Here is a 21,890-nt window from a genome sequence, read left to right on the forward strand (position 1 = left end):
AGTGGTTGGAGATTACTTTGCAGTAGTTTCTCTTGGTTTTAAATGTTCCCATTTTATATTATCGTTGAACCATTTATAAAATTCCTTATTTATGGAGTAATGCTCCTTGCATATTTCATAAAAATCTACAGATTCTAATCCTTCAACATATTTAGTGCCTTTTTTGAAATAAGTGCTTTGCTTTAATTGGTTTACATCTACAAGAAGTTTTAATGAAACTTCTTGTCCAAAACTTAGGTTCATGCTGGCAAATGGTATTCCTTCATGGATAAATACATTACGACAATCTTCAAAAAATCTACATAATTCATTTGATACATATACACTTTGAATCTTTTTTTGATAATCAGTTCTGAACTCATCAGTAACACCTAAGTGGTTTGGTTTCATTTGAGCTTGCAAGAGAGATTTTATTGCATACCATGCAGACATATAATTCATGACATAACGCAAGCTGTTCCAATGAAAAAAGTTAATTCCATCATTTTTTGAAGTTATATGCAAGCAAAATACAGGATCATCAAATTTTTTATGAAATTGTTCCAAATCTCTATAGTTTAAATTAAGTACTGCTTGAGAAAAGGAAAAATGCTTCATTATTTCATGGTTAGTCATATGCAGAACCTCCTTGTAAAAGATTTAATATATCAATATTACTATAGAAAGGTAAAAAAATCCATTCGCAAACTACCCAAAATAACCCTTACTTCCCAAATTTCATCTTAAAGTTCACATACTTCCCACCAGTATCATCAAGAAGCACAACACAATCATACTTCTTACCAGTTTTTGCAGAGTAGCAGCCTTTTAGTGTTACCTTACCATTTTTGATAAGCTCTTTGACCAGTGATTTTGTCATGGTCTTTTTCTTTGCTGTGAAGAACTTACTTTCTTTCCAGATAGCAAAGCCACAAGCCTTATTGCTACAACAAAAGCCTTTCTTGTTTTCTAGCACTGTGCCACCACATCGAAGGCAGATGCCAACACTTTCGCCTACATTATCTTTTGGAAAAAGAGTATCAGAGTCTTTGACGCACTCGTAGGTTTTTACTAAAGATGATGTCATATCGGTAATGTCATCTAAAAAAGCCTGTGACGATAACTTGCCAGTTTCAATGAGCTTTAGTTTTTCTTCCCATTCGGCAGTAAGCAGTGGTGATTGGATCGCTTCTGGTAAAACAGTAATAAGGGCAATGCCTTTGTGTGTAGGGATAAATCGCTTCACTTTCTTATCGCCTTTACGTTCAACTAAACCAGTTTTAATTAGCTTTTCCATAATGCCTGCACGAGTGGCAGGAGTGCCAATGCCTTTACGCTGGGTATCTTCTAAGGCATTGTTTGCATTTTCCATAGCAGAAAGCAAAGTGTCATCGGTTGCGTTTTGTCAAGGGTATTTAAGAAAAATCTATGCTTATTTTTGATTTTCAAGGTTTACACACTCGTTTTTGATAAGTCGTTCCATTTTATCTTGTAATGTTTCTTTGCTTGTTTCACTGAAATGCACATTGACAAAATAGGTTGTCTTGCCGATTTGTTTGGTAAAACTGTTGCTTGTTGTTGTTTCTTTGGTCTGTGTTTGATTTTCCATATTGTTCCTTTCTTCAAAATGCAAAAAAGCACCTATTGATTTTAGTCAATAAGTGCTTCCATAGCTGTTCAGTATGTTGTTGTAGGCTCGCTGTCACACATCAGAGGACGATTTTAGAGGGGATTGAGAGGATTTACCCTTGTAGCTAAAAACAAGGTTTATAGGCTCAATATAGCAAGGCTCATTGTGTTCCTATTGCGTGACAAGACGATAGAAAAACGGACGAGTCATTTATGATCCGTCCGTTGGTGCTGTTATTCAGATTTTATTCGTACCTGTCAAAATATGTGGTGCAAGGGTTTTGCTCATTTCATTCGGAAAATCTAGTATCTAAAATATTGTGAGCGAATTGGTCGATTTGTTCACTTAAATCATATTCGGTCTTGTATCTAATTCCATTAATAGATATCCATTCACCAGCTGGAACTATATCAATTTCCGTTTTATCTACCATAATTATAGAATAACCAGAAATCCCACCACTAGAAGGCACAGGCATCATTCTATGGTATAGTGGCAATTGTTGTAGTAAATCCAATAAACCTACTATCTGATGTTCTTCTAAATCTACTGAACTTGTTCCACTATTGAGTTTAACTGTAACAGAAACTATATCTTCTACTGTAGTATCTTCATATGGCTTGCTCGTCCAAGGTTTTACTATCAATATTAGCACTATTGCAAATAATATAGCTATGGTAGCAATCATTTTCTTTTTTCTGCTCACTTTACCCCACCTCCAATTATATAAATTTCACGGTATCAACCGTGTTTTTCGTCTTTCGAGGTTAGCAAAATAACCTCTGTAAAACATATTATACCACTTTATTCCGACAAATTCAATGGTAAAAAGTATCATCTGTCAAGCTCTTTCTTTGGGGCAATGGTAGGCTGTTGTAGTGCGAGCTGTTCCAATACCTTTTTGATATTCTCTGCTCGGCTTAATTCGTCCTTAAAGGCTTTCATTTTCCACTCACAAAGGGTAACATCTTTTTGCATTTTAGCTTTTTCTTTCTCCCACAATTTAGGCTTTAATGGTACACCACCATCACGCAAATTGAGAAAGTATTCATTGACGATTGGAATGTCAACACTTTTTTGGACAATTTTTATAAGGTCAGTACCCGATATTCGGCTGGTGTTCTATAATCCAAAGAGCCATGCAAACGTATGTTATTGAACCAATGCACATAGTCTGCAAGTTCTAACTTCAATTGCTCCAAACTGACGAAATTTCGTCCTCGAACAAATTCTGTTTTGAATACCTTGAAATTGGCTTCTGCAACTGCATTATCATAGGGGCAGCCCTTCATGCTGAGGGATCGTTTGATCTGAAACACATCTAACATTTCATCAATGAGATAGTTTTTAAACTCGCTGCCGCGATCGGTATGGAACAGCTCGATTTCAGATAAATTCCCTTTGATTGTTGCAAAAGCATCATATACCAACTGAGCATTTTTGTGAAGTCCTGCACTAAATCCAACGATTTCTCGGTTGAATAAATCAATTAAGATACAAACATAGTTCCATTTATAGTTCACTCGAACATACGTCAAATCCCCAACAATTACTGCATTGGGAGGCTGGTTATCAAATTGACGAGCTAGTTCGTTTTTTACTGGCGACTCATTGCATTGTTGCTTTTGTGGTTTGAACTTGGCAACGGTATAGACCGAAATTAGCCCTAAACGTTTCATAATGCGGCAAATTCTGCGTCTAGAAACCTGTTTGCCCAACTTCTTCAGCTCTTTTTTCATTTTACGACTTCCGTAGACTTCTTTATTTTCATAAAAAATCCGTTCAATTTCTTGTTCTAATTCCGTATCATCTTTCTTGGACGAAGCCTCGTAATAGTAGGTACTCCTGCTGATTTCAAGGCATTTACACATGGCTGATATAGAGTATTTGTGTCGATTTGCTCGAATTACAATTACTTTCGTCCGAATATCAGCGCCGCTTGCTTTAGTATGTCATTTTCCATTCGTAGCTGTTGTAGCTCTTTACGAAGTTTGATGAGTTCAGCTTCTTCTGGTGTGCGATTATCAGCTTCTTTTGTAGAACCAGTAGCATTGTAACGCTGTATCCAGCGATTCAGTGCCGATGGTGTTAAATCGTATTCACGATTGATATCTGCTTTCGATTTTCCGTTGTTATATAATTGAACCATCTGCTGTTTAAATTCTTCTGTAAATTCTCTTCGTTGTCGTTTTTTAGTCATGTAATCATCTCCTTATTTTATATTAGTTTTATTTTACATGACCTTATCTTTTCTGTCTAGTTAAGTATAGCCATTCCAACGTGACATCTTTGAAAACTGTATGTTGAAAGGCATATCTGCTGCTGAATATGCACGAAGCAACAAGATAAGTAAACCTCTTGTAAGCAAGTATGTAAAACAAATTCAAGAAATTGCAAAAAAGTTTTTCAATTTAGGTTAACTTTTGCTCATGTTTTGTAGGTTGTAAGGTGAAAGGGTAATTAAACAAACTCTTTCGTGACCTTTGACAAGTGAATACCAGTACCACGGATACCTTCCGTTTTGGTGTAGCAACAAGGCTTATGTCGCCACGACCTCTCTAGGTAGCTTTCAATTTTAAACAAGCACTAGAATTTTATGTTGAAAATTGCAATGAACTTAGACAGCGAGCGAAAAACAGAGTGCCTAAACAAATGATGTGGTGTCGTTTGATTGCCATAAAGCCAGAACGTAATAATGATACTCCCTTATCGCCATAGTCCGAGCGAGATAAAACCGTCGCAGGCAATGGGTAAGGCTTGTGCTAACGCAAAGAGGTTGAAATCCTGTGATGTCTAACCAAAGACAGTTCGTGGTATTCCCTTGTTGGGGAGGTCGAGGACAAATACAACAACATAACAAAACGAACTTAAAACTTTAAAAGTTTTAGGATGAAAACTATGTGACAGAGGGAGCTTTTCCTCTGTCATATCCTTTTGTTCTAAAAATAAAAAACATATTTGTATAGAAGAAAGAGGTGCTATATGAAAAAGAAAAAAGTACATCGTGGGGATATTTATTACTGTGATTTAGATCCAGTGAAAGGCTCAGTACAAGGTGGTGTTCGCCCAGTGGTAATTATCCAAAACCAAACAGGCAACAACAATAGTCCCACTTTAATTGTTGCAGTTATAACCACCATAATCAAAAAGGTAAATCAGCCAACGCACTTACTAATCGGCGAACGATTTGGCTTACCAAAAAATTCAATGATTATGTTTGAGCAGATAAGAACGATTGACAAGTGTGAACTGTTGGACTTCGTTGGAACAATCAGCGAACCTACTGTAATAGGTCTTTGTAATCAAGCAATTAAAGTCAGCTTAGGAGTAGATGGGAGGTGTAGAAAATGACTAACATAGTAAATGAAGTTTTAGAACCACAGAATGTTTTACCAACCTTTGAAGAAAAGAAAAAAGTATACACAGTAGATGAAATTCAAGATATTTTAGGCATTGGACTTTCTACTACCTATAAGCTCATTAAATCTCGTCAATTCCATTCCGTAAAAGTAGGTCATAGAGTCTTGGTTCCGAAAAAAGGTTTTGATGAATGGTTGGGACTATAAATTCCGTTTTGTCAAGTGTGCGGAGCAAGCAATCGACACCTTTGCTTGTTTCGCATTTTCAATTTACAATAAGCACAAGTCATGACGAAACACTTAAGCAATCCCAAATACATACAGGAGGAACCATTCCATGAAGAATGAATTTATATATTACCCAAAGTACACGAATGTGCAATCAATGGTCTATAACATTCCAGACATTAGCAGGATATTAGGCATATCCATGCGTAGTACATATCGCCTACTCGATAAAAACCAGTTTCCTGTTATAAGAGCAGTGCGTAAGAAGTTGATACCTATTAAGACTTTTCACCTGTGGGTAGAGCAAAACCACCCAGAAGTCGAATTGCCAGAATACTATGAACTACCTAAATTTCTACAAGACAACAAAAAAAGCTATTCTGTTCCAGAGGTACGAGCAATGCTCGGCATGAACAAAACAAGCTCTTATGAAATGATAAAGGTAAGCACATTTGAAACTGTTATCGTAAATAATCACATTCGCATTATGAAAGACAGCTTTGATGCGTGGTTCCACGCACAAGACTATTTAATAGATAAGGAGGACATAATCAATGGCTAGTATTATTAAAAGAAAAAGCAAGTATTCTGTTGTCTACAGATACATTGATGATAACGGAGTGGAAAAACAAAAATGGGAAACCTTTAGCACCAATGCTGAAGCAAAAAAGAGAAAGAGTGAAATTGAATACCAAATTTCAACAAACACCTTTGTCACCCCAAACTGTAAAACTGTCCAAGAGCTGCTATATGACTATGTAACAATATATGGTGTGAACAAATGGGCATTGTCCACCTACAATACCAACAAAAGCTTAATTGATAACTACATCAATCCATTTATCGGTGATTTAAAATTAGAAGAATGCACTCCTAAGGCAATGGAACAATACTACCTCAATATGCTCAAGGTAAAAGCTGTTGCCAGAGCATACCAAAAAGAGAAAGATATTATGGTTACCCCTAGCACAATTCGTGAACTACATAAAATACTCCGTTCAGCTTTCAATCAAGCTGTAAAATGGGAGCTTATGCTCAGAAATCCTGTAGAAAAAGCAACTTTACCATCTGTCGAAAAAAACATAAGAGATATATGGACTTCTGATATTCTGTTTGAAGCACTTGAAAAGTGTGATGACGAAAGGCTGAAACTTTGCATTAACCTTGCCTTCTCTTGTTCTTTGCGTATGGGCGAGCTTTTGGCTCTCACATGGGATTGTATCAATATCAGCGACGAAAGTATTGCCGATGGTAGTGCATATCTATTTGTTGATAAAGAATTACAACGAGTAGACAGGTCAGCTATGAATGAACTAGATGGCAAAGACGTAAAACTTCAATTCCCTTGCTTCAAACCGGCAGGATCTACGGTCTTGGTTTTAAAAACACCAAAAACACAAAGCTCTGTACGTCGAGTATACATTCCAAAGACAGTGGCAGAGATGCTCCTTATCTTAAAGAAAGAACAAGAGGAACTCAAAGACCTTTTAGGCAATGAGTATAAAAATTACAATCTCGTCATTTGTTCTTCCGATGGACGACCAATCGAGGGACAAATCGTCAATCGTGCATTTGGAAAACTCATTCGTGAACACAATCTTCCTAAAGTGGTTTTTCATTCACTTAGACATACAAGTGTAACCTACAAGTTAAAACTCAATGGCGGCGATATAAAGGCTGTGCAGGGCGATACAGGTCACTCTCAAATCAACATGGTAACAGATGTTTACTCTCACATTGTAGATGAGGATAGATGCAAGAATGCACAGAAATTACAAAATGCTTTCTATGGGCAATCAGACAAAACACCTACTACTGAAACTATCTTAGATGATAGAAGCAAACAACTCCTTGAACTTATCAACCAATCGCCAGAGCTTGCTGAAATATTACTTAAAACTTTATCAGCAAAGAACAATTCGTAATAGTAACCATCACCTGTTGTTAGCAAGTTTGTTAGCAGGTATAAGATTTCTATAAAATCTTGTTAGCAGAAAGCAAATTTTGTTAGCAAAAACAAGCTAATTTCAAGATTTCTGTTAGCAAGAAAAAAGGTCAAAAAAAGTGTGCTGAACAAAAAAATCAGCACACTTTAATTTTTACATAGTGTCATATATTAAAAGCGAAAAACCATCGAAAATGGCTTAAACACTAGGTTTTATGGCACCCACAGTAGGACTCGAACCTACATTTAAGTCTTAGGAGGACCTTGTACTATCCCTTATACGATGTGGGCATATTTAATTTTAATAACCTGCTAAGGGGGCAAAAGTGGTTGTTGTAACACCCCCTTAGGAGGGGTGGGTTATATCCGTTTAACTATGGGGGCAAATCTTGTTTTTGGCTTCTCCTATTGTACCAAAAAGTGCTAGGTTGTTCAAGACCTTAGGAGGCGGTTGCTCTATCCTACTGAGCTACGGAAACACAAACGGGCGAACACATAGGTTCACCCCTACAAGTGCATTTTTGGTGTTGTAATGATTACATCAATTTGTTATTGTAATTTTGCTTCGATGAAAGCTGCCAATTTTTCTGCTTCTTTCTGCATTTTTTCTTTATCTTTGCCTTCAATCATGACACGCACAAGTGGTTCTGTACCTGAAGTACGAATCAAAACTCGACCATCAGCAGAGAATTTTTCTTCCAATGCCAAAATAGCACGTCTGACTTCATCCACTTCCATATAATCGTTTTTCTTTTCGTTATTGACACGTGCATTCACCAAAACTTGTGGCAACACTTCCATAACTCCTGCCAATTCAGATGCTTTTTTGCCTGTACGTTTCATAACAGACAAGAATTGGATTGCTGTCAAAACCCCATCACCTGTGGTATTGTGATCCAAGAAAATCACATGACCAGACTGCTCACCACCAAGGTTATATCCTTCTTGCATCATTTTTTCCAAAACATAGCGATCGCCAACACCAGTTTGCTCTAGGTTCAAATTGTGTTCTTTGCACATCAAATTGAAGCCCAAATTGGACATAACCGTTCCAACAATGGTATCTTTTTGCAATTGACCATGGTTTTTCATATCCAAGCCACAAACTGCCAAGATTTGATCACCATCAATCATTTCTCCATTTTCATCTATAGCCAAACAACGGTCTGCATCGCCATCAAAGGCAAAACCAACATCTGCTTTGTGTTCTTTTACCAATTTCACCAAATCTTCCATATGTGTGGAACCGCATTTTTCATTGATATTGCTACCATCTGGATCGTTATGGATGATACAGATATCTGCGTTCAAATCCAACATTGCAATGGGTGCCACTTTATAAGACGCACCATTTGCACAGTCCAAAGCCACCTTCAAACCACCAAATTTTTGGTCTGTTGTGGTACGTAAAAATGCAAGATAATCGTCAACTGCATCTTCTGCATAGCCTTTTGTGCCAATTGCAGAACCTGTTGGAACTGGCAACACTTCTTGTCGACTCAAAACAATTTCTTCAATTTCTTCTTCCAATGCATCGCTCAATTTATAACCTTCACCGTTGAAGAATTTGATACCATTATATTCCACTGGATTGTGTGACGCAGAAATCATAACACCTGCATCCAAGCGATATTTACGCACCAAGTATGCAACTGCTGGTGTTGGAATGACACCTGCAATGACTGCATGTGCTCCTACAGAACAAATCCCTGCCACCAAAGCAGACTCCAACATATCGCCACTGACTCTTGTGTCCATTGCCACCAAAATGCGTGGTGCATGATGGGTTCCCTTCGTCAAAACATAAGCACCTGCACGTCCCAATTGGTATGCCAATTCACCTGTCAATTCTTTATTGGCAACGCCACGCACACCATCTGTGCCAAACAATTTTCCCATTTTTATTTCCTCCAAAATCGATTTATTTCCAATATTACGGGCGGATATGGAATCCGCCCCTACAAATATTAAATGCATGATTATATGTTTCGTTGTCTATCAAAGGATAAGATTCTTCGTCGCATTGCTCCTCTGAATGACAAAGATGTGTAATTTCGGTACGATGTGGGCATCGTCCCCTACTATGCCACCGCTTCCAATTCTTCTGTTGTTTCTTCTTCTGATTCTTCTGGTGTTTCTTCTTCCGCAGATTCCAAGCTAACCAAAACTTCAATATAGGCATCGCTTGCTTCCAAGCCTATTGGTACACTCAAATTGATCAACACACGATGTTCCCCTTCAGATAAACCACTGACATCCACACTGCCTGTCAACTTGGTTTCGTCCAAATCATCCATATATTCTTCGCCACCTTGGATGGTGAGTTGTGCATAATCCAACAATTCATACACATAGCCATTTTCTTCGCCTGTTATGGCAATTTGACTGGGCAACAAAGTCACAGCTTTGCTTTGAATGCTTTGGATGCTGGCAGTGACATGGACAGACACATCATCTGCATTTCTTGGATAAATGCCTGCTGGCAATACTTCTGACAAGTAATATTCTCTTTCCACATCTTCACTGGCATCTGTTACATCCACAGGTTCCAATTGCAAGGAAGAAATGCCCATCAAATCATCATATGCACCCATAATTTCCAAAGTCAATGGTGTTTGTGATGTACCACGCAATTCATAGCCATCTGCCACTTCACCTATGGTATCCACATGAATTGGAATTCGTTTCGAGCCATATACATGATAGGAAACGGTAACTTCTGATACAGACAAAGTAACACCCTTCACAGGAACACCTTCTGCATCATATGCCACAACAATTGTTCGTATCTTCGTTTCGTTGGAAATATCATTTGCATTTATGGTTGCTTGCAAGTAATCCACCTGATCCACAGCAGAAGATGCCCCTTGTACAAAGATATTAGGGAAGTCAATTTCTGGCGTAGAATAGATATTATCGCTGGACAAGTCGCCATTGACTGCAATTTGCACTGGCAATTCTTTGCTGGATAGTTTTTCCACCAAAACATCCACAGTTGCTGGTGATTTGCTGACAACATTATAGCCAGAATAAATCCCCGTCATGGCAATGTCTACAGGCAATGTCACTTCATCACCCTCCAAAGCACCTGCCAAAGGAGATAAATCCACAGTGATGCTCAACCAGTCCAAAGAACTATTCAAACGATCCAAAGAAGTTCTGGTTGCTTCGATTTGCACATCTACTTTTTCATTTTCGATATCTTCTGCATTGGAAACCGTCAAACCACGATCAGACAATGCTTCTACATTTGTAAAACGTATGGTTTTGGAATAGGTTCGGTTATCTACAGGTTGTGTCACATTGATGACCAACACCCACATGATTGCCGCAATGGCAATAGACAACAGCTTCCATCCCAAATCCTTCATCAGTAATTCTTGGAATTTCTTCATTTATCCTGCCATCCTTTCCAAAGGTTCAATTTTTTCTTGCCTTCTGTTTTCGTTGGCGAAATCATACTACGCAATTGTTCCATTGTTAAGTTTCGATACAAAACGCCACCTCTTGCAAGGGAAATGCCACCTGTTTCTTCTGAAACCACGATTACATAGGCATCAGATACTTCACTGGCACCAATGGCTGCTCTATGTCTGGTTCCCAATTCCATGCTGATGGTATCGCTATCGGTTAGAGGTAAGAAACAAGTTGCTGCTGCAACACGATTTCTCCTGATGATGACAGCTCCATCATGAAGTGGTGTATTGTGTTCAAAGATATTGATGATGAGTTGGCTAGAAACCAAAGCATCAATGGGAATTCCTGTGCGTTCCAAGTCCCCAAGAGGCACTTCTTGTTCAATCAAAATCAAGGCACCAGTTTTCACAGGACCCATTTTTTCACAAGCTTTGATGATTTCTTCCACAGTTCTGGTATTGACCTTATCGCCACCTTCTTCGTCACCTGTACGAATGAAAGATGAGAAAATCTTACCTTTACCAATTTCTTCAAGGGCTTTTCGAAGCTCTGGTTGGAACACAACAATGACTGCAATGATCCCAACAGAAATGGTGTTGGTCAAAATCCAAAGAATGGTATTCAGTTTGAAAATCGTTGCCACAGCTGCCAAAACAAAGATCATAAAAATCCCTTTGAACAGCACCCAAGCACGTGTTTCTTTGATCCAAAAGATGATTTTATAAATCATATAAGCAACGATGAGTATATCCAATAAATCTGTAAAATCTACAGAAGGGCGTACAAATTCTGTGACTCCTAAATTGCCAAATAAGCTTTCCAGCACTTCCATAGTTCACTTCCTTTCTGTTTTTAAGCTCCAAATCAAACGGAACAGTCAAGACTGTTCCCTACAGCATACATTCACTGATATGGTATACCATAAAAGCGGAGAATGCGTGGTGCAAAAGAAGCAATCGTCGCACTTGTGCGTAAGTATTGGTTCTATTGTACCATTATTTGCGTAGCAAATGTATCCAAGCACTCGTAGAGTGCTGGATATTCTCGGCTTTACAATCAACTCATTATACCATAAAAGCGGAGAATGCGTGGTGCAAAAGAAGCAATCGTCACACTTGTGCGTAAGTATTGGTTCTATTGTACCATTATTTGCGTAGCAAATGTATCCAAGCACTCGTAGAGTGCTGGATATTCTCGGCTTTACAATCAACTCATTATACCATAAAAGCGGAGAATGCGTGGTGCAAAAGAAGCAATCGTCGCACTTGTGCGTAAGTATTGGTTCTATTGTACCATTATTTGCGTAGCAAATGTATCCAAGCACTCGTAGAGTGCTGGATATTCTCGGCTTTTCGTCAATATATTATACCACAAACTTATGAAAAGTGTTAGAAAAAGATGTTATCTTGCACGTTTTTTTACAGATTCATAGGCAATTTTATCCATAATACCGTCTAGGGTTGTCATTGCAATCTCATATTCATTGGAATACACCAAATCCCCTGTTACTGAAGGGTTCAAGCGTCCAACTCGTTCTTCTTTCAGCACCACAAAGCCCAATGAATCATACAAGCCAACTGCAACATGGCTCCAGGTTTGGGTATGCAGATACACAGGCAAACCCACTTCATATGTTGGATACAATGACATGGCTGCACTGACAATAGCACGTCCCAAGCCAAGACCTTGGTATTCTGGCATCAATGCCACCCATTGCAAAGCAGCTTGGTGTCCCAATTCACCTTCTACCCGCCAAGCATTGGCAGTTGCCACTGGTATACCTTCTGGGTTACATAAGAACAGACAACGTTTCTCCAATTCTTCCTTATGGGATAAGAACACTTCTTTGAAATAGTTCACTGCAATTGCTTCTGTGGCAAATTCCAAAACAGAAACTTCAATTTTTGCCCAATGGACTTCATCACCAGTTTGAAATGGACGTATGGTATAGCCCTCTGGTAATTTGGAAGGTTGCACTTGTTGCACCAAATCCCAATCCATTTTCATGATGATATTGTATTTTGGCATAGATTTATCTAACATAGATTCCTCCTATTTTACGCATCCATATGTGTTTCTTCCAAGTCCAGCAAATAGACCTTCTTATCCACACCACCGCCATAGCCCACCAATTTTCCATTGGAGCCAATGACACGATGACAAGGTACCACAACCACAATGGGATTCACATGATTTGCCATCCCAACAGCTCTAGCACCCTTTGGAGAACCTGCAATTTTTGCAATTTCACCATAGCTTACAGTTTTGCCATAGGGGATTTCCATAAGCGCATTCCAAACTTTTTTCTGGAACTGAGTCCCCTTTGGATTCATAGGCAAATCAAAGTCTTTGCGTTTTCCTATAAAATAGTCTTCCAATTGTTGTTTGGTTTCCAAAAGCAATGGAGTTTCTGCAAATATCATTGTTTCTGATGGTTCTTTGTGCAAGGATACATAGGTCAAATATCCATCTTCTTCCACAAGCAACAATCTACCCACTGGTGATTCCAAATACATGCCAAATTCCATATCATCCATCCTTTCTCAGAGAATGCAACAATTTGATTTCTTCCATATATCCATCCAATTCATTTGGTGTTTCCAAATAAAATGGCAAATCTTTCAAACTTTTGTGATTGATGATCTTTGTGATGGCTTCCAGTCCCAAAGAACCTGCACCAATTTTTTCATGACGATCTTTGTGGCTGGCAAATGGGTTTTTGCTATCGTTGAGATGGATTGCTTTCAGACGTTCCAAGCCAATGATACGGTCAAATTCTGCCAAAACACCATCCAAATCTCCAACAATATCGTATCCACCATCAAAAACATGGCAAGTATCCAAACAAACACCCATACGTGGATGATTTTCTACACCATCAATGATTGCTTTGAGTTCTTCAAAATTGCGACCAATTTCACTACCCTTTCCAGCCATGGTTTCCAACAGAATTGGTGTTTTACCACCAACTGCCAAGGCTTCTTTTAGGGTTTCAATGATGTATCCAGTGCCTACATCCACACCTTGTTTTACATGGCTTCCTGGATGAAAGTTGAATTGTACATTGTCTAGGTGTTCCAAACGAGATAAATCTTCTAACATAATGTTTTTGGCAAAAATACGCAAATCTGCATCAGCTGAACACAGATTCATGGTATATGGTGCATGTGCCAACAATTGACCAATTCCATTCTCCTTTGCATAGGCATTGTATTTTGCAATATCCACCAAATCCAATGATTTCACACTGCCACCACGTGGATTTCTGGTGAAGAATTGAAAGGTATTGGCACCGATTTTTGTTGCTGTTTCACCCATAACCAAATAGCCTTTGGATGAAGATAAATGACAACCGATTGTAAACATATTGAGTCTCCTTTGTATTTATTTACGGCGGCAGCAAGCCACTGCCCTACGTATATTATATTTGTAGTATCGTTTATAATTTGTAGGGGCGAACCTATGTGTTCGCCCGTATCACATCCTATAATTTCAGTGTACAGGAATGCCTACAAAAAAGCAAACAAAAAGGGATACATTTCTGCATCCCTCATAGTTTAAATCATTTGATATTGTTTTTTATGCGGTTCTTTTGCCAAGTTCACGTTTGCGAATCACTGTCAATACAAGCAATACAGAAAGGATTGCAATTGGCAAGTTGATCACCCAGTTTTGGATGAGTGCTGCCAAAACGTAGTTGACTGCGGAAATACCAGCCACAAGAAGTGCATATGGCAATTGTGTGGAAACGTGATTGATGTGATCACATTGTGCACCAGTGGATGCCATGATTGTGGTATCGGAAATTGGAGAACAGTGGTCGCCACAAACAGCACCAGACAATGTTGCTGCAACTGTGATGATCATAAGTTCGCTGGTTGGGTCCAAAATTGGAACAATGATTGGCAACAAGATACCAAATGTACCCCAAGATGTACCTGTGGAGAATGCCAAGAATACAGAAATCAAGAATGCAATTGCAGGCAAGAAGATTTGCAACATTGCTGCGTTTTGTTCCAACAAGCCAGCAACGAATACGTCAGCACCCAACAAACCAGTTACACCACTGAGAGTCCAAGCAAATGTCAAAATCATAATTGGAGGAACCATTGCTTTGAAACCTTCTGTGAAACAATCCATAAATTCAACCAATGTCAAAACACCACGAGGAATGTAGATGAAGAAGATGAGAAGCAAAGCAAATGCAGAACCAAGCATCAAACCAACAGCAGCATCACAGTTACCGAATGCATCGATAAAGGATTCGCCATCGAAGAAACCACCTGTGTAAATCATACCGATTACACAACAAATAATCAAAACAATTACAGGCAAAAGCAAGTCAATTACTTTACCTTTTGCGTTTGCTGGTGCTTCTGTTACATCAGCATATGGTCTTGTAGCTGTTGTGTACAAGTCATTTTTTTCCACTGCATTTTTTTCATGCAAAGCCATAGGACCGAAGTCAAAATCTTTGCAAACCATAAACAACATTGCTGTGATGGTCAACAAAGAATAGAAGTTATAAGGAATAGCACGAATGAACAAGTCCAAACCATTGTATCCATCTACAAAACCAGCAACTGCTGCTGCCCAAGAAGAAATTGGAGCAATGATACAAATTGGAGCTGCTGTAGCATCAATGATGTATGCCAATTTTGCACGAGAAACATTGTGGCTATCTGTTACAGGTCTCATAACACTACCAACGGTCAAACAGTTGAAGTAGTCATCCACGAAAATCAAAGCGCCCAAGAAGAATGTGGAAAGCATAGCACCACGACGTGTTTTGATTTTTTCTCTAGCCCATGCACCGTATGCTGCGGAACCACCAGCTTTGTTCATCAAACAAACAATGATACCCAAGATAATCAAGAACATAACAATACCCATGTTCCAGCTATCTGTAATTTTGGAAAGCATACCGCCATCTGTGTAATTTGTGAAAGATACCAAGAAAGCATCTACCAAATTAAAGTTGGAATAGAAGATTGCTCCAACCAAGATACCCACCAACAAAGAAGAAAATACTTCTTTTGTAATCAACGCCAAAACGATGGCAATGATTGGTGGCACCAAAGACCAGAAACTTGCATACATGTTACTTACATAATCTTCTGCACCAATTTCAGCTGCAAATGCAGTGAATGTTACAGAAATCAACAAAAGCATTACGATCAAAACTTTGTTGAGTGTTGCGTCTTTTTTACGACTCATAAAACCCATTTCAAATCCTCCTTAAAAAAATAAATATAATATCGATTCAATAAGCTTCCACAGGTCACTTTTTCCATCTTCCCCCAAGAATCAAAAAAAGAGCCAGTAGATAACCACGGCTCAAAAAATCAAAACTAAGACTTTTCTATCCCGATAGCGCTCCACAAAAGTGACAGAATGTTACATATTTTGCAACACTCCAGCAGACCTTCCCAATTGGCAAAAAAATCCACTTCGGCAAATGACCCTTTCTGCTTTTTGCTGCCACAGCATTGTCAAAAGCATACTCTTGTAATTTGCACCTCTATCTTATTGATAGTATAGTTTTACCATGTATACACTACATGTGTCAAGGTATAAACGACAAAAATCGAAACTTTAGAAACAACTTTTTACAAAATTCTTATTTTTCGCCTGAAATTCTTATTTTTTGCAATAATTTATTTGCAAGGGGACAAATCCTTGGTATACTAAAAACAAGAAAACGAAACACTACTCAAACAGATTGATTAAAGGAGGCTATTTTATGTCAACAGCTCATATTTCCGCAGAAAAAGGCGATTTTGGTAAAACCGTTTTGATGCCTGGCGATCCACTTCGTGCCAAATTCATTGCAGAAACCTTCTTGGAAGATGCAGTTCTCGTCAACAACGTGCGTGGTATCCAAGGATATACTGGCACATACAAAGGCACAAAAGTATCCGTTATGGCAAGTGGTATGGGTATGCCATCTATGGGTATCTATAGCTACGAATTGTTTGCTTTTTATGATGTAGAAAACATCATTCGTATCGGTTCCTCAGGTTCTTTCGTTGAAAAACTCAAAGTACGTGATATCTTTGCAGCAATGGGTGCTTGTACCGATTCCAACTTTGCAGCACAATACGATTTGCCTGGTACATTTGCTTGTATCGCAGATTTCGACTTGCTTTCCACTGCAAAAGAAGCTTCCAGCGAATTGGGCTTGGATTTACAAGTAGGTAACATCCTTTCTTCTGATGTATTCTACAATGACAACCAAGAAAAAGTAATGAACTGGGTGAAAATGGGTGTCAGCTGTGTAGAAATGGAAGCAGCAGCTTTGTATCTCAATGCAGCAAGACTTGGCAAACGTGCTTTGACTTTGGTGACCATTTCCGATCACTTCATTACTAAGGAAGAAACCACTCCAGAAGAACGTCAAACTTCATTCACTCAAATGATGGAAATTGCACTGAACACAGCAGTGAAAATGGAATCCAAATAATCGGATTGTATTTGCATGTTTGAGGGTGGCTTTTGGGTCACCCTTTTTGTTTGGAATGATGTTGATTTTAAAAAGTTCCAACGTAAGATACTAAGACTTAATGTCTATATGTAGGGAATGGTCTTGACCATTCCATTCACTTACCACAAATTTCCTCATGCATACGGAACGGTCAAGACCATTCCCTACGGTATTGCCCGAAAAGCTCTATTGATGAATCAATCTCCTTTATCTTGAATTGCAGGAACTATTTGGGCTATGTTATTGTCTCGTAAACAATATATTTTCTATACCATAACACCATCCTCAATCCCCTGTATTTCACAGGATTTTTTATTGCAAAATTTACTAAATGATGCCATCTACTGATATCAAATTTTGTCTTATTTTTATGAAAGTATTGTACTCCGTGAACATTCCAGCTATTTTTCTAAGATTTGTGTTTGCAACTGGATATTTTCACAGAATTCACCTGCAAATATTGTAGATTTTTTTATCTCGTTACCTCTTTCGTTTTGATATCTTCTCATGGTATACTAATTTTCGGATGTATTTTACAAAACCGACCAAATAACTATATATAGTTATTTTTTTATTCTCTATTGTGTTTTGACACAATATATGGTATATTTATAAAGATATATCACAACTTGATTTCCGCAAATTCATGGTATCCACTCGTTTGGAAAGCCTTATATATAGATACAATCGATCAACTATAACAATTGGAGGCAAAAAATATGTATGTAATCAAAAAAGATGGCACCCATGAAAAATGGAATGTGCAAAAAGTAGTCGTAGCAATCAACAAATCCGCATATCGTGCTTTGGTGAAATTCACACCAGAAGAATTGGATGCAGTTTGCAAAGAAGTAGAAGACACTGCAAACAAATTGCAACAAGAAGGCATTCATATCTATGAAATGCACAACATTGTAGAAGCAGCTTTGGAACGTGTGAAACCAGAAGTTGCCAAAAGCTACCGTGACTACAGAAACTACAAACAAGATTTCGTGAAAATGTTGGATGAAGTTTACAAAAAAAGTCAATCCATCATGTACATTGGCGACAAAGAAAATAGCAACACCGACAGTGCTTTGGTTTCCACAAAAAGAAGTTTGGTATTCAACCAATTGAACAAAGAATTGTATCAAAAATTCTTTATGACAACAGAAGAGTTACAAGCATGTCGTGATGGCTATATCTATGTACACGATATGTCTGCTAGACGTGACACCATGAATTGCTGTTTGTTTGACGTAACAAAAGTTCTCAAAGATGGCTTTGAAATGGGTAACTTGTGGTACAACGAACCAAAAACATTGGATGTTGCATTTGATGTCATTGGGGATATCGTTTTGTCTGCTGCAAGTCAACAATATGGTGGTTTCACAGTGCCTTCTGTGGACTTGATTTTGGAACCATATGCAGAAAAATCCTACGCTAAATTCTACGAAAGATACCTAAGTATGGGTCTTTCCCCTGAAATTGCAGCAAAAGAAGCACATGCAGATGTTTTGGTGAACTTTGAACAAGGGTTCCAAGGTTGGGAATATAAATTCAACACAGTGGCTTCCAGTCGTGGCGATTATCCATTCATCACCATGACATTTGGTACTGGTACTGGCAGATTTGCAAAATTGGCTTCTATTACCATGCTCAATGTCCGCAAAAATGGTCAAGGTAAAAAACATTGTAAAAAACCAGTTTTGTTCCCTAAATTGGTATTCTTATATGATGAAAACTTGCATGGTGTTGGCAAAGAATCTGAAGATGTATTTGAAGCAGGCATCAGCTGTTCCGCTAAGAGCATGTATCCTGACTGGTTGAGCCTCACAGGTGAAGGTTATGTTTCCGATATGTACAAAAATCATGGTGCCATCATCAGCCCAATGGGTTGTAGAGCATTCTTGTCTCCATGGTTTGAAAAAGGTGGTATGACACAAGCAGATGAAGAGGACAAACCTGTTTTTGTTGGACGTTTCAACATTGGTGCTGTCAGCTTGCATTTGCCTATGATTTATGCACGTGCAAAACATGAAAGTCGTGATTTCTACGATGTTTTGGATTATTATTTGGAACTCATCCGTGGATTGCATATCCGTACTTATGCGTACCTTGGGGAAATGCGTGCTTCTACAAATCCACTTGCATATTGCGAAGGTGGTTTCTATGGTGGTCATTTGGGCATCAATGAAAAAATCAAACCTTTGCTGAAAACAGCAACTGCATCCTTTGGTATCACCGCTTTGCAAGAGTTGCAAGAGTTGCACAACAGCAAATCTTTGGTGGAAGATGGTCAGTTTGCAATTGAAGTTTTGGAACACATCAACAAACGTATTGCAGAATACAAAGAAGCAGATGGCAACCTCTACGCAATCTATGGCACACCTGCTGAAAGTCTTTGTGGCTTGCAAGTGACACAATTCCGTGCTAAATATGGCATTATTGAAAATGTGTCTGACAGAGCTTATGTGAGCAATAGCTTCCATTGTCATGTAACAGAAGAACTCACACCAATCCAAAAACAAGACTTGGAAAAACGTTTCTGGGATTTGTCCAATGGTGGTAAAATTCAATATGTAAAATATCCAATTGCCTACAATGAAGAAGCAATTCGTTCTTTGATTCGTCGTGCTATGGAAATGGGCTTCTATGAAGGGGTCAACTTGTCCTTGGCATATTGTGACGATTGTGGTCACCAAGAATTGGAAATGGAAACTTGTCCTGCTTGTGGCAGCAGCAATTTGACAAAAATTGATAGAATGAACGGTTATCTTTCTTACTCCAGAGTCAAAGGTGATACACGTTTGAACGAAGCAAAAATGGCAGAAATCGCAGAAAGGAAGAGTATGTAAGATGCGTTATCATAATATTACAAAAGACGATATGCTCAATGGTGAAGGTTTGCGTACAGTCCTTTGGGTATCTGGTTGTGACCACGGTTGCAAAGGTTGCCATAACCCTGTTACTTGGGATGCAGAAGGTGGTATTCCCTTTGATAGAGATGCAAAAGCAGAATTGTTTGCAGCAATGGACAAATCTTATATCAGTGGTGTGACCTTAAGCGGTGGTGATCCACTCTTTTGTGGCAATCGTGAAGATATCACAATTCTTGCAAAGGAAATCAAGGAGAAATTGCCTACCAAAACCATTTGGTTATACACTGGTCACTTATGGGAAGATATTTCTGATTTGGAAGTGATGCAATATATAGATGTATTGGCTGATGGTCGATTTGTGGAAGCACTCCACGATCCAAAGATCCATTGGGTGGGTAGCTCCAACCAAAGAATCATAGATGTACAAAAAACCTTGGAATTGGGCGAAATCACCTTGTATACCAAGTGAAAATAAGATAAAATAAGAAAAGAAAAGCATATGTTCATATTGAGGATATGCTTTTTTCATGAAAACCAACGGAACGATGAGGGCATCGTTCCCTACAAAACCAAAATATGACATAATTGTAATTGTAAGGCGGTGGCTTGCTGCCGCCATCTGTAGGGGCGATTCACGAATCGACCGCCATCAATAACCACTCTACTTCATATGGCTTGCATCAACGGAACGATGAGGGCATCGTTCCCTACAAAATCAAAATATACAACAACAGAAAGGATTTACAAACATGAAAACCATTCGTATCAAATATTTCACTGACAAAATTGAAAAACTCCGTTACATTGACGGTAAATCTGATTGGATCGACTTACGTGCAGCTGAAACCATCACCTTAAAAGCTGGTGAATTCAAATTGATTCCACTTGGTATTGCAATGGAATTGCCAAAGGGGTATGAAGCGCATATTGTGCCTAGAAGCTCCACATACAAAAACTTTGGTGTATTGCAAACCAATCATTGTGGCATTGTAGACGAAACCTACTGTGGCAACAACGACCAATGGTACTTCCCAGCACTTGCAATGCGTGACACCACCATTGAATGCAACGATCGTATCTGTCAATTCCGCATCTTTGAACATCAACCAACCTTGGTATTTGATGAAACAGATGATTTGGCTGGTGCAGACCGTGGCGGTTTTGGCAGCAGTGGCAAGCAATAAAAAAATCCCAATTAAAAATAAAGGGACTTTTGTATGCTATGGTTAATTTTGTAGGTTACGCATTGTATGCGTATCGAAAATGGAATGCATACAATGCATTCCCTACGTATCAGAGATATATTTAGTTATAATACATAATTATGGCAGTACCTCATTGCAGTTTGTAGGGGTGGACCTATGTGTCCACCCTTTATTTCTGACATAACAGCACCTATCCGAAAAGAATTTATTGCAAATACAAGAAAGTATTCACTTCCAGTAGTTCTGCTTCTTCCATATCATGGGTCACCAACAAAACGGTTTTATCTTTGGTTTTTGCTTTCAGATACACCAAAACTTCTTCTTTTCTTTGTGCATCCAATCCACGAAATGGTTCATCCAACAACAAGATATCGTATTCTGCCAACAACCCTCTAAGGAGTGCCACACGTCGTTTCATACCACCAGACAATTCTGCAATGGGTTGTGTGATACAGTCCAAAAGACCTACTTTCTCCAATTCCAAAACCACTTCTGATTCTTTGAGATGTGGTGCAACCAGTCGAATATTATCCACTGGATTCATATGTGACAGCAATCTATCTTCTTGGAATACCACACTGATTTTTTGATGTTCCAAACCAATGATTGCACCAGAGTCTGGTTGTTCCAAACCCATCAAAATACGCAAAAGAGTGGTTTTACCAACGCCAGAAGGTGCCATAATACAAGAAATTTCGCCACATGGAAACAAAGCAGACACATCTGCCAAAACACGTTTCTCACCAAATGATTTGGAAATCCCTTTCAACTCCACATCCATA

Annotated in this window: 21 protein-coding genes, 1 tRNA gene and 1 riboswitch; of the genes, 8 read left to right on the forward strand and 14 right to left on the reverse strand. The window is 38.6% G+C overall.

From position 1 onward, the window contains the following. Positions 1–12: 12 nt before the first annotated feature. The 5 genes from MJY40_RS14310 to MJY40_RS14330 form a co-directional block, all read right to left on the reverse strand. Positions 13–615, reverse strand: a complete 603-nt coding sequence (locus tag MJY40_RS14310) for a hypothetical protein (RefSeq protein ID WP_317854856.1) — start codon at positions 613–615, stop codon at positions 13–15. Positions 616–703: 88 nt separating this feature from the next. Further along, on the reverse strand, positions 704–1,351 hold the full coding sequence (locus MJY40_RS14315; RefSeq protein WP_317854857.1) for a DNA topoisomerase: 648 nt from the start codon (positions 1,349–1,351) through the stop codon (positions 704–706). Between the two features lie 60 nt (positions 1,352–1,411). Then, complete coding sequence (locus MJY40_RS14320; RefSeq protein WP_317854858.1) at positions 1,412–1,588, reverse strand: transposon-encoded TnpW family protein; 177 nt, start codon at positions 1,586–1,588, stop codon at positions 1,412–1,414. A 310-nt stretch (positions 1,589–1,898) separates the two neighbouring features. After that, positions 1,899–2,315, reverse strand: coding sequence for a hypothetical protein (locus MJY40_RS14325; RefSeq protein ID WP_317854859.1), 417 nt, complete (start codon positions 2,313–2,315; stop codon positions 1,899–1,901). Between the two features lie 382 nt (positions 2,316–2,697). Further along, positions 2,698–3,809, reverse strand: a protein-coding gene (locus tag MJY40_RS14330; RefSeq protein ID WP_317853734.1) for an IS3 family transposase whose coding sequence is annotated in 2 segments (ribosomal slippage) — positions 2,698–3,557 and positions 3,557–3,809 — 1,113 coding nt in all. Because the reading frame shifts where the segments join, the coding sequence is not laid out codon by codon here. 782 nt (positions 3,810–4,591) lie between these two features. On the opposite strand from MJY40_RS14330, the gene MJY40_RS14335 reads away from it, so the two are divergent. The 4 genes from MJY40_RS14335 (at position 4,592) to MJY40_RS14350 (ending at position 7,121) form a co-directional block, all read left to right on the forward strand. Beyond that, positions 4,592–4,960 (forward strand): type II toxin-antitoxin system PemK/MazF family toxin, encoded by a 369-nt coding sequence (locus MJY40_RS14335; protein ID WP_317854860.1) that lies wholly within the window; start codon positions 4,592–4,594, stop codon positions 4,958–4,960. Further along, a complete protein-coding gene (locus MJY40_RS14340; protein WP_317854861.1) occupies positions 4,957–5,175 on the forward strand; it encodes a helix-turn-helix domain-containing protein in 219 nt (72 codons plus the stop codon). The genes MJY40_RS14335 and MJY40_RS14340 overlap by 4 nt, the downstream gene beginning before the upstream one ends. A gap of 130 nt (positions 5,176–5,305) precedes the next feature. Then, positions 5,306–5,758 carry a helix-turn-helix domain-containing protein gene (locus MJY40_RS14345; protein ID WP_317854862.1) on the forward strand — a complete coding sequence of 151 codons (453 nt, stop codon included), beginning with the start codon at positions 5,306–5,308 and terminating at the stop codon, positions 5,756–5,758. After that, positions 5,751–7,121, forward strand: coding sequence for a tyrosine-type recombinase/integrase (locus tag MJY40_RS14350; RefSeq protein WP_317854863.1), 1,371 nt, complete (start codon positions 5,751–5,753; stop codon positions 7,119–7,121). Before MJY40_RS14345 ends, MJY40_RS14350 begins: the two co-directional genes overlap by 8 nt. 236 nt (positions 7,122–7,357) lie before the next feature. Here MJY40_RS14350 and MJY40_RS14355 read toward each other — a convergent pair. The 8 genes from MJY40_RS14355 to MJY40_RS14390 form a co-directional block, all read right to left on the reverse strand. After that, positions 7,358–7,432 (reverse strand) — tRNA-Arg (locus MJY40_RS14355). Between the two features lie 258 nt (positions 7,433–7,690). Beyond that, on the reverse strand, positions 7,691–9,040 hold the full coding sequence (glmM, locus tag MJY40_RS14360) for a phosphoglucosamine mutase (protein ID WP_317854864.1): 1,350 nt from the start codon (positions 9,038–9,040) through the stop codon (positions 7,691–7,693). 182 nt (positions 9,041–9,222) lie between these two features. Continuing rightward, complete coding sequence (locus MJY40_RS14365; protein ID WP_317854865.1) at positions 9,223–10,536, reverse strand: CdaR family protein; 1,314 nt, start codon at positions 10,534–10,536, stop codon at positions 9,223–9,225. After that, on the reverse strand, positions 10,533–11,390 hold the full coding sequence (gene cdaA / locus MJY40_RS14370; RefSeq protein WP_317854866.1) for a diadenylate cyclase CdaA: 858 nt from the start codon (positions 11,388–11,390) through the stop codon (positions 10,533–10,535). Before cdaA ends, MJY40_RS14365 begins: the two co-directional genes overlap by 4 nt. Before the next feature lie 569 nt (positions 11,391–11,959). Next, positions 11,960–12,601 carry a GNAT family N-acetyltransferase gene (locus tag MJY40_RS14375; protein WP_317854867.1) on the reverse strand — a complete coding sequence of 214 codons (642 nt, stop codon included), beginning with the start codon at positions 12,599–12,601 and terminating at the stop codon, positions 11,960–11,962. Between the two features lie 14 nt (positions 12,602–12,615). Then, on the reverse strand, positions 12,616–13,086 hold the full coding sequence (locus MJY40_RS14380) for a methylated-DNA--[protein]-cysteine S-methyltransferase (protein ID WP_317854868.1): 471 nt from the start codon (positions 13,084–13,086) through the stop codon (positions 12,616–12,618). Between the two features lies 1 nt (position 13,087). After that, positions 13,088–13,924 (reverse strand): deoxyribonuclease IV, encoded by an 837-nt coding sequence (locus MJY40_RS14385; RefSeq protein ID WP_317854869.1) that lies wholly within the window; start codon positions 13,922–13,924, stop codon positions 13,088–13,090. Between the two features lie 213 nt (positions 13,925–14,137). Then, a complete protein-coding gene (locus MJY40_RS14390) occupies positions 14,138–15,775 on the reverse strand; it encodes a Na+/H+ antiporter NhaC family protein (protein ID WP_416387507.1) in 1,638 nt (545 codons plus the stop codon). A gap of 146 nt (positions 15,776–15,921) precedes the next feature. After that, positions 15,922–16,090, reverse strand: a riboswitch (Lysine riboswitch). Positions 16,091–16,301: 211 nt separating this feature from the next. Between MJY40_RS14390 and deoD the strand changes: the two genes are divergently transcribed. From deoD to MJY40_RS14410, 4 genes are all read left to right on the forward strand, one after another. After that, a complete protein-coding gene (deoD, locus tag MJY40_RS14395) occupies positions 16,302–17,021 on the forward strand; it encodes a purine-nucleoside phosphorylase (protein WP_317854871.1) in 720 nt (239 codons plus the stop codon). 740 nt (positions 17,022–17,761) lie between these two features. Continuing rightward, the gene (gene nrdD, locus MJY40_RS14400; protein WP_317854872.1) at positions 17,762–19,879 is read left to right on the forward strand and encodes an anaerobic ribonucleoside-triphosphate reductase; all 2,118 of its coding nucleotides are present in this window, start codon (positions 17,762–17,764) and stop codon (positions 19,877–19,879) included. Between the two features lies 1 nt (position 19,880). After that, the gene (gene nrdG, locus MJY40_RS14405; RefSeq protein ID WP_317854873.1) at positions 19,881–20,372 is read left to right on the forward strand and encodes an anaerobic ribonucleoside-triphosphate reductase activating protein; all 492 of its coding nucleotides are present in this window, start codon (positions 19,881–19,883) and stop codon (positions 20,370–20,372) included. A 280-nt stretch (positions 20,373–20,652) separates the two neighbouring features. Continuing rightward, positions 20,653–21,087, forward strand: a complete 435-nt coding sequence (locus MJY40_RS14410) for a dUTP diphosphatase (protein WP_317854874.1) — start codon at positions 20,653–20,655, stop codon at positions 21,085–21,087. A gap of 226 nt (positions 21,088–21,313) precedes the next feature. Here the strand turns inward: MJY40_RS14410 and MJY40_RS14415 are convergent, their stop codons facing one another. Further along, complete coding sequence (locus MJY40_RS14415) at positions 21,314–21,889, reverse strand: ATP-binding cassette domain-containing protein (RefSeq protein ID WP_317854875.1); 576 nt, start codon at positions 21,887–21,889, stop codon at positions 21,314–21,316. Position 21,890: the final 1 nt, after the last annotated feature.

The sequence above is a fragment of the Chakrabartyella piscis genome, from assembly GCA_030067835.1.
GTDB classification, from domain to species: Bacteria; Bacillota; Clostridia; order Lachnospirales; family Anaerotignaceae; genus Chakrabartyella; species Chakrabartyella piscis.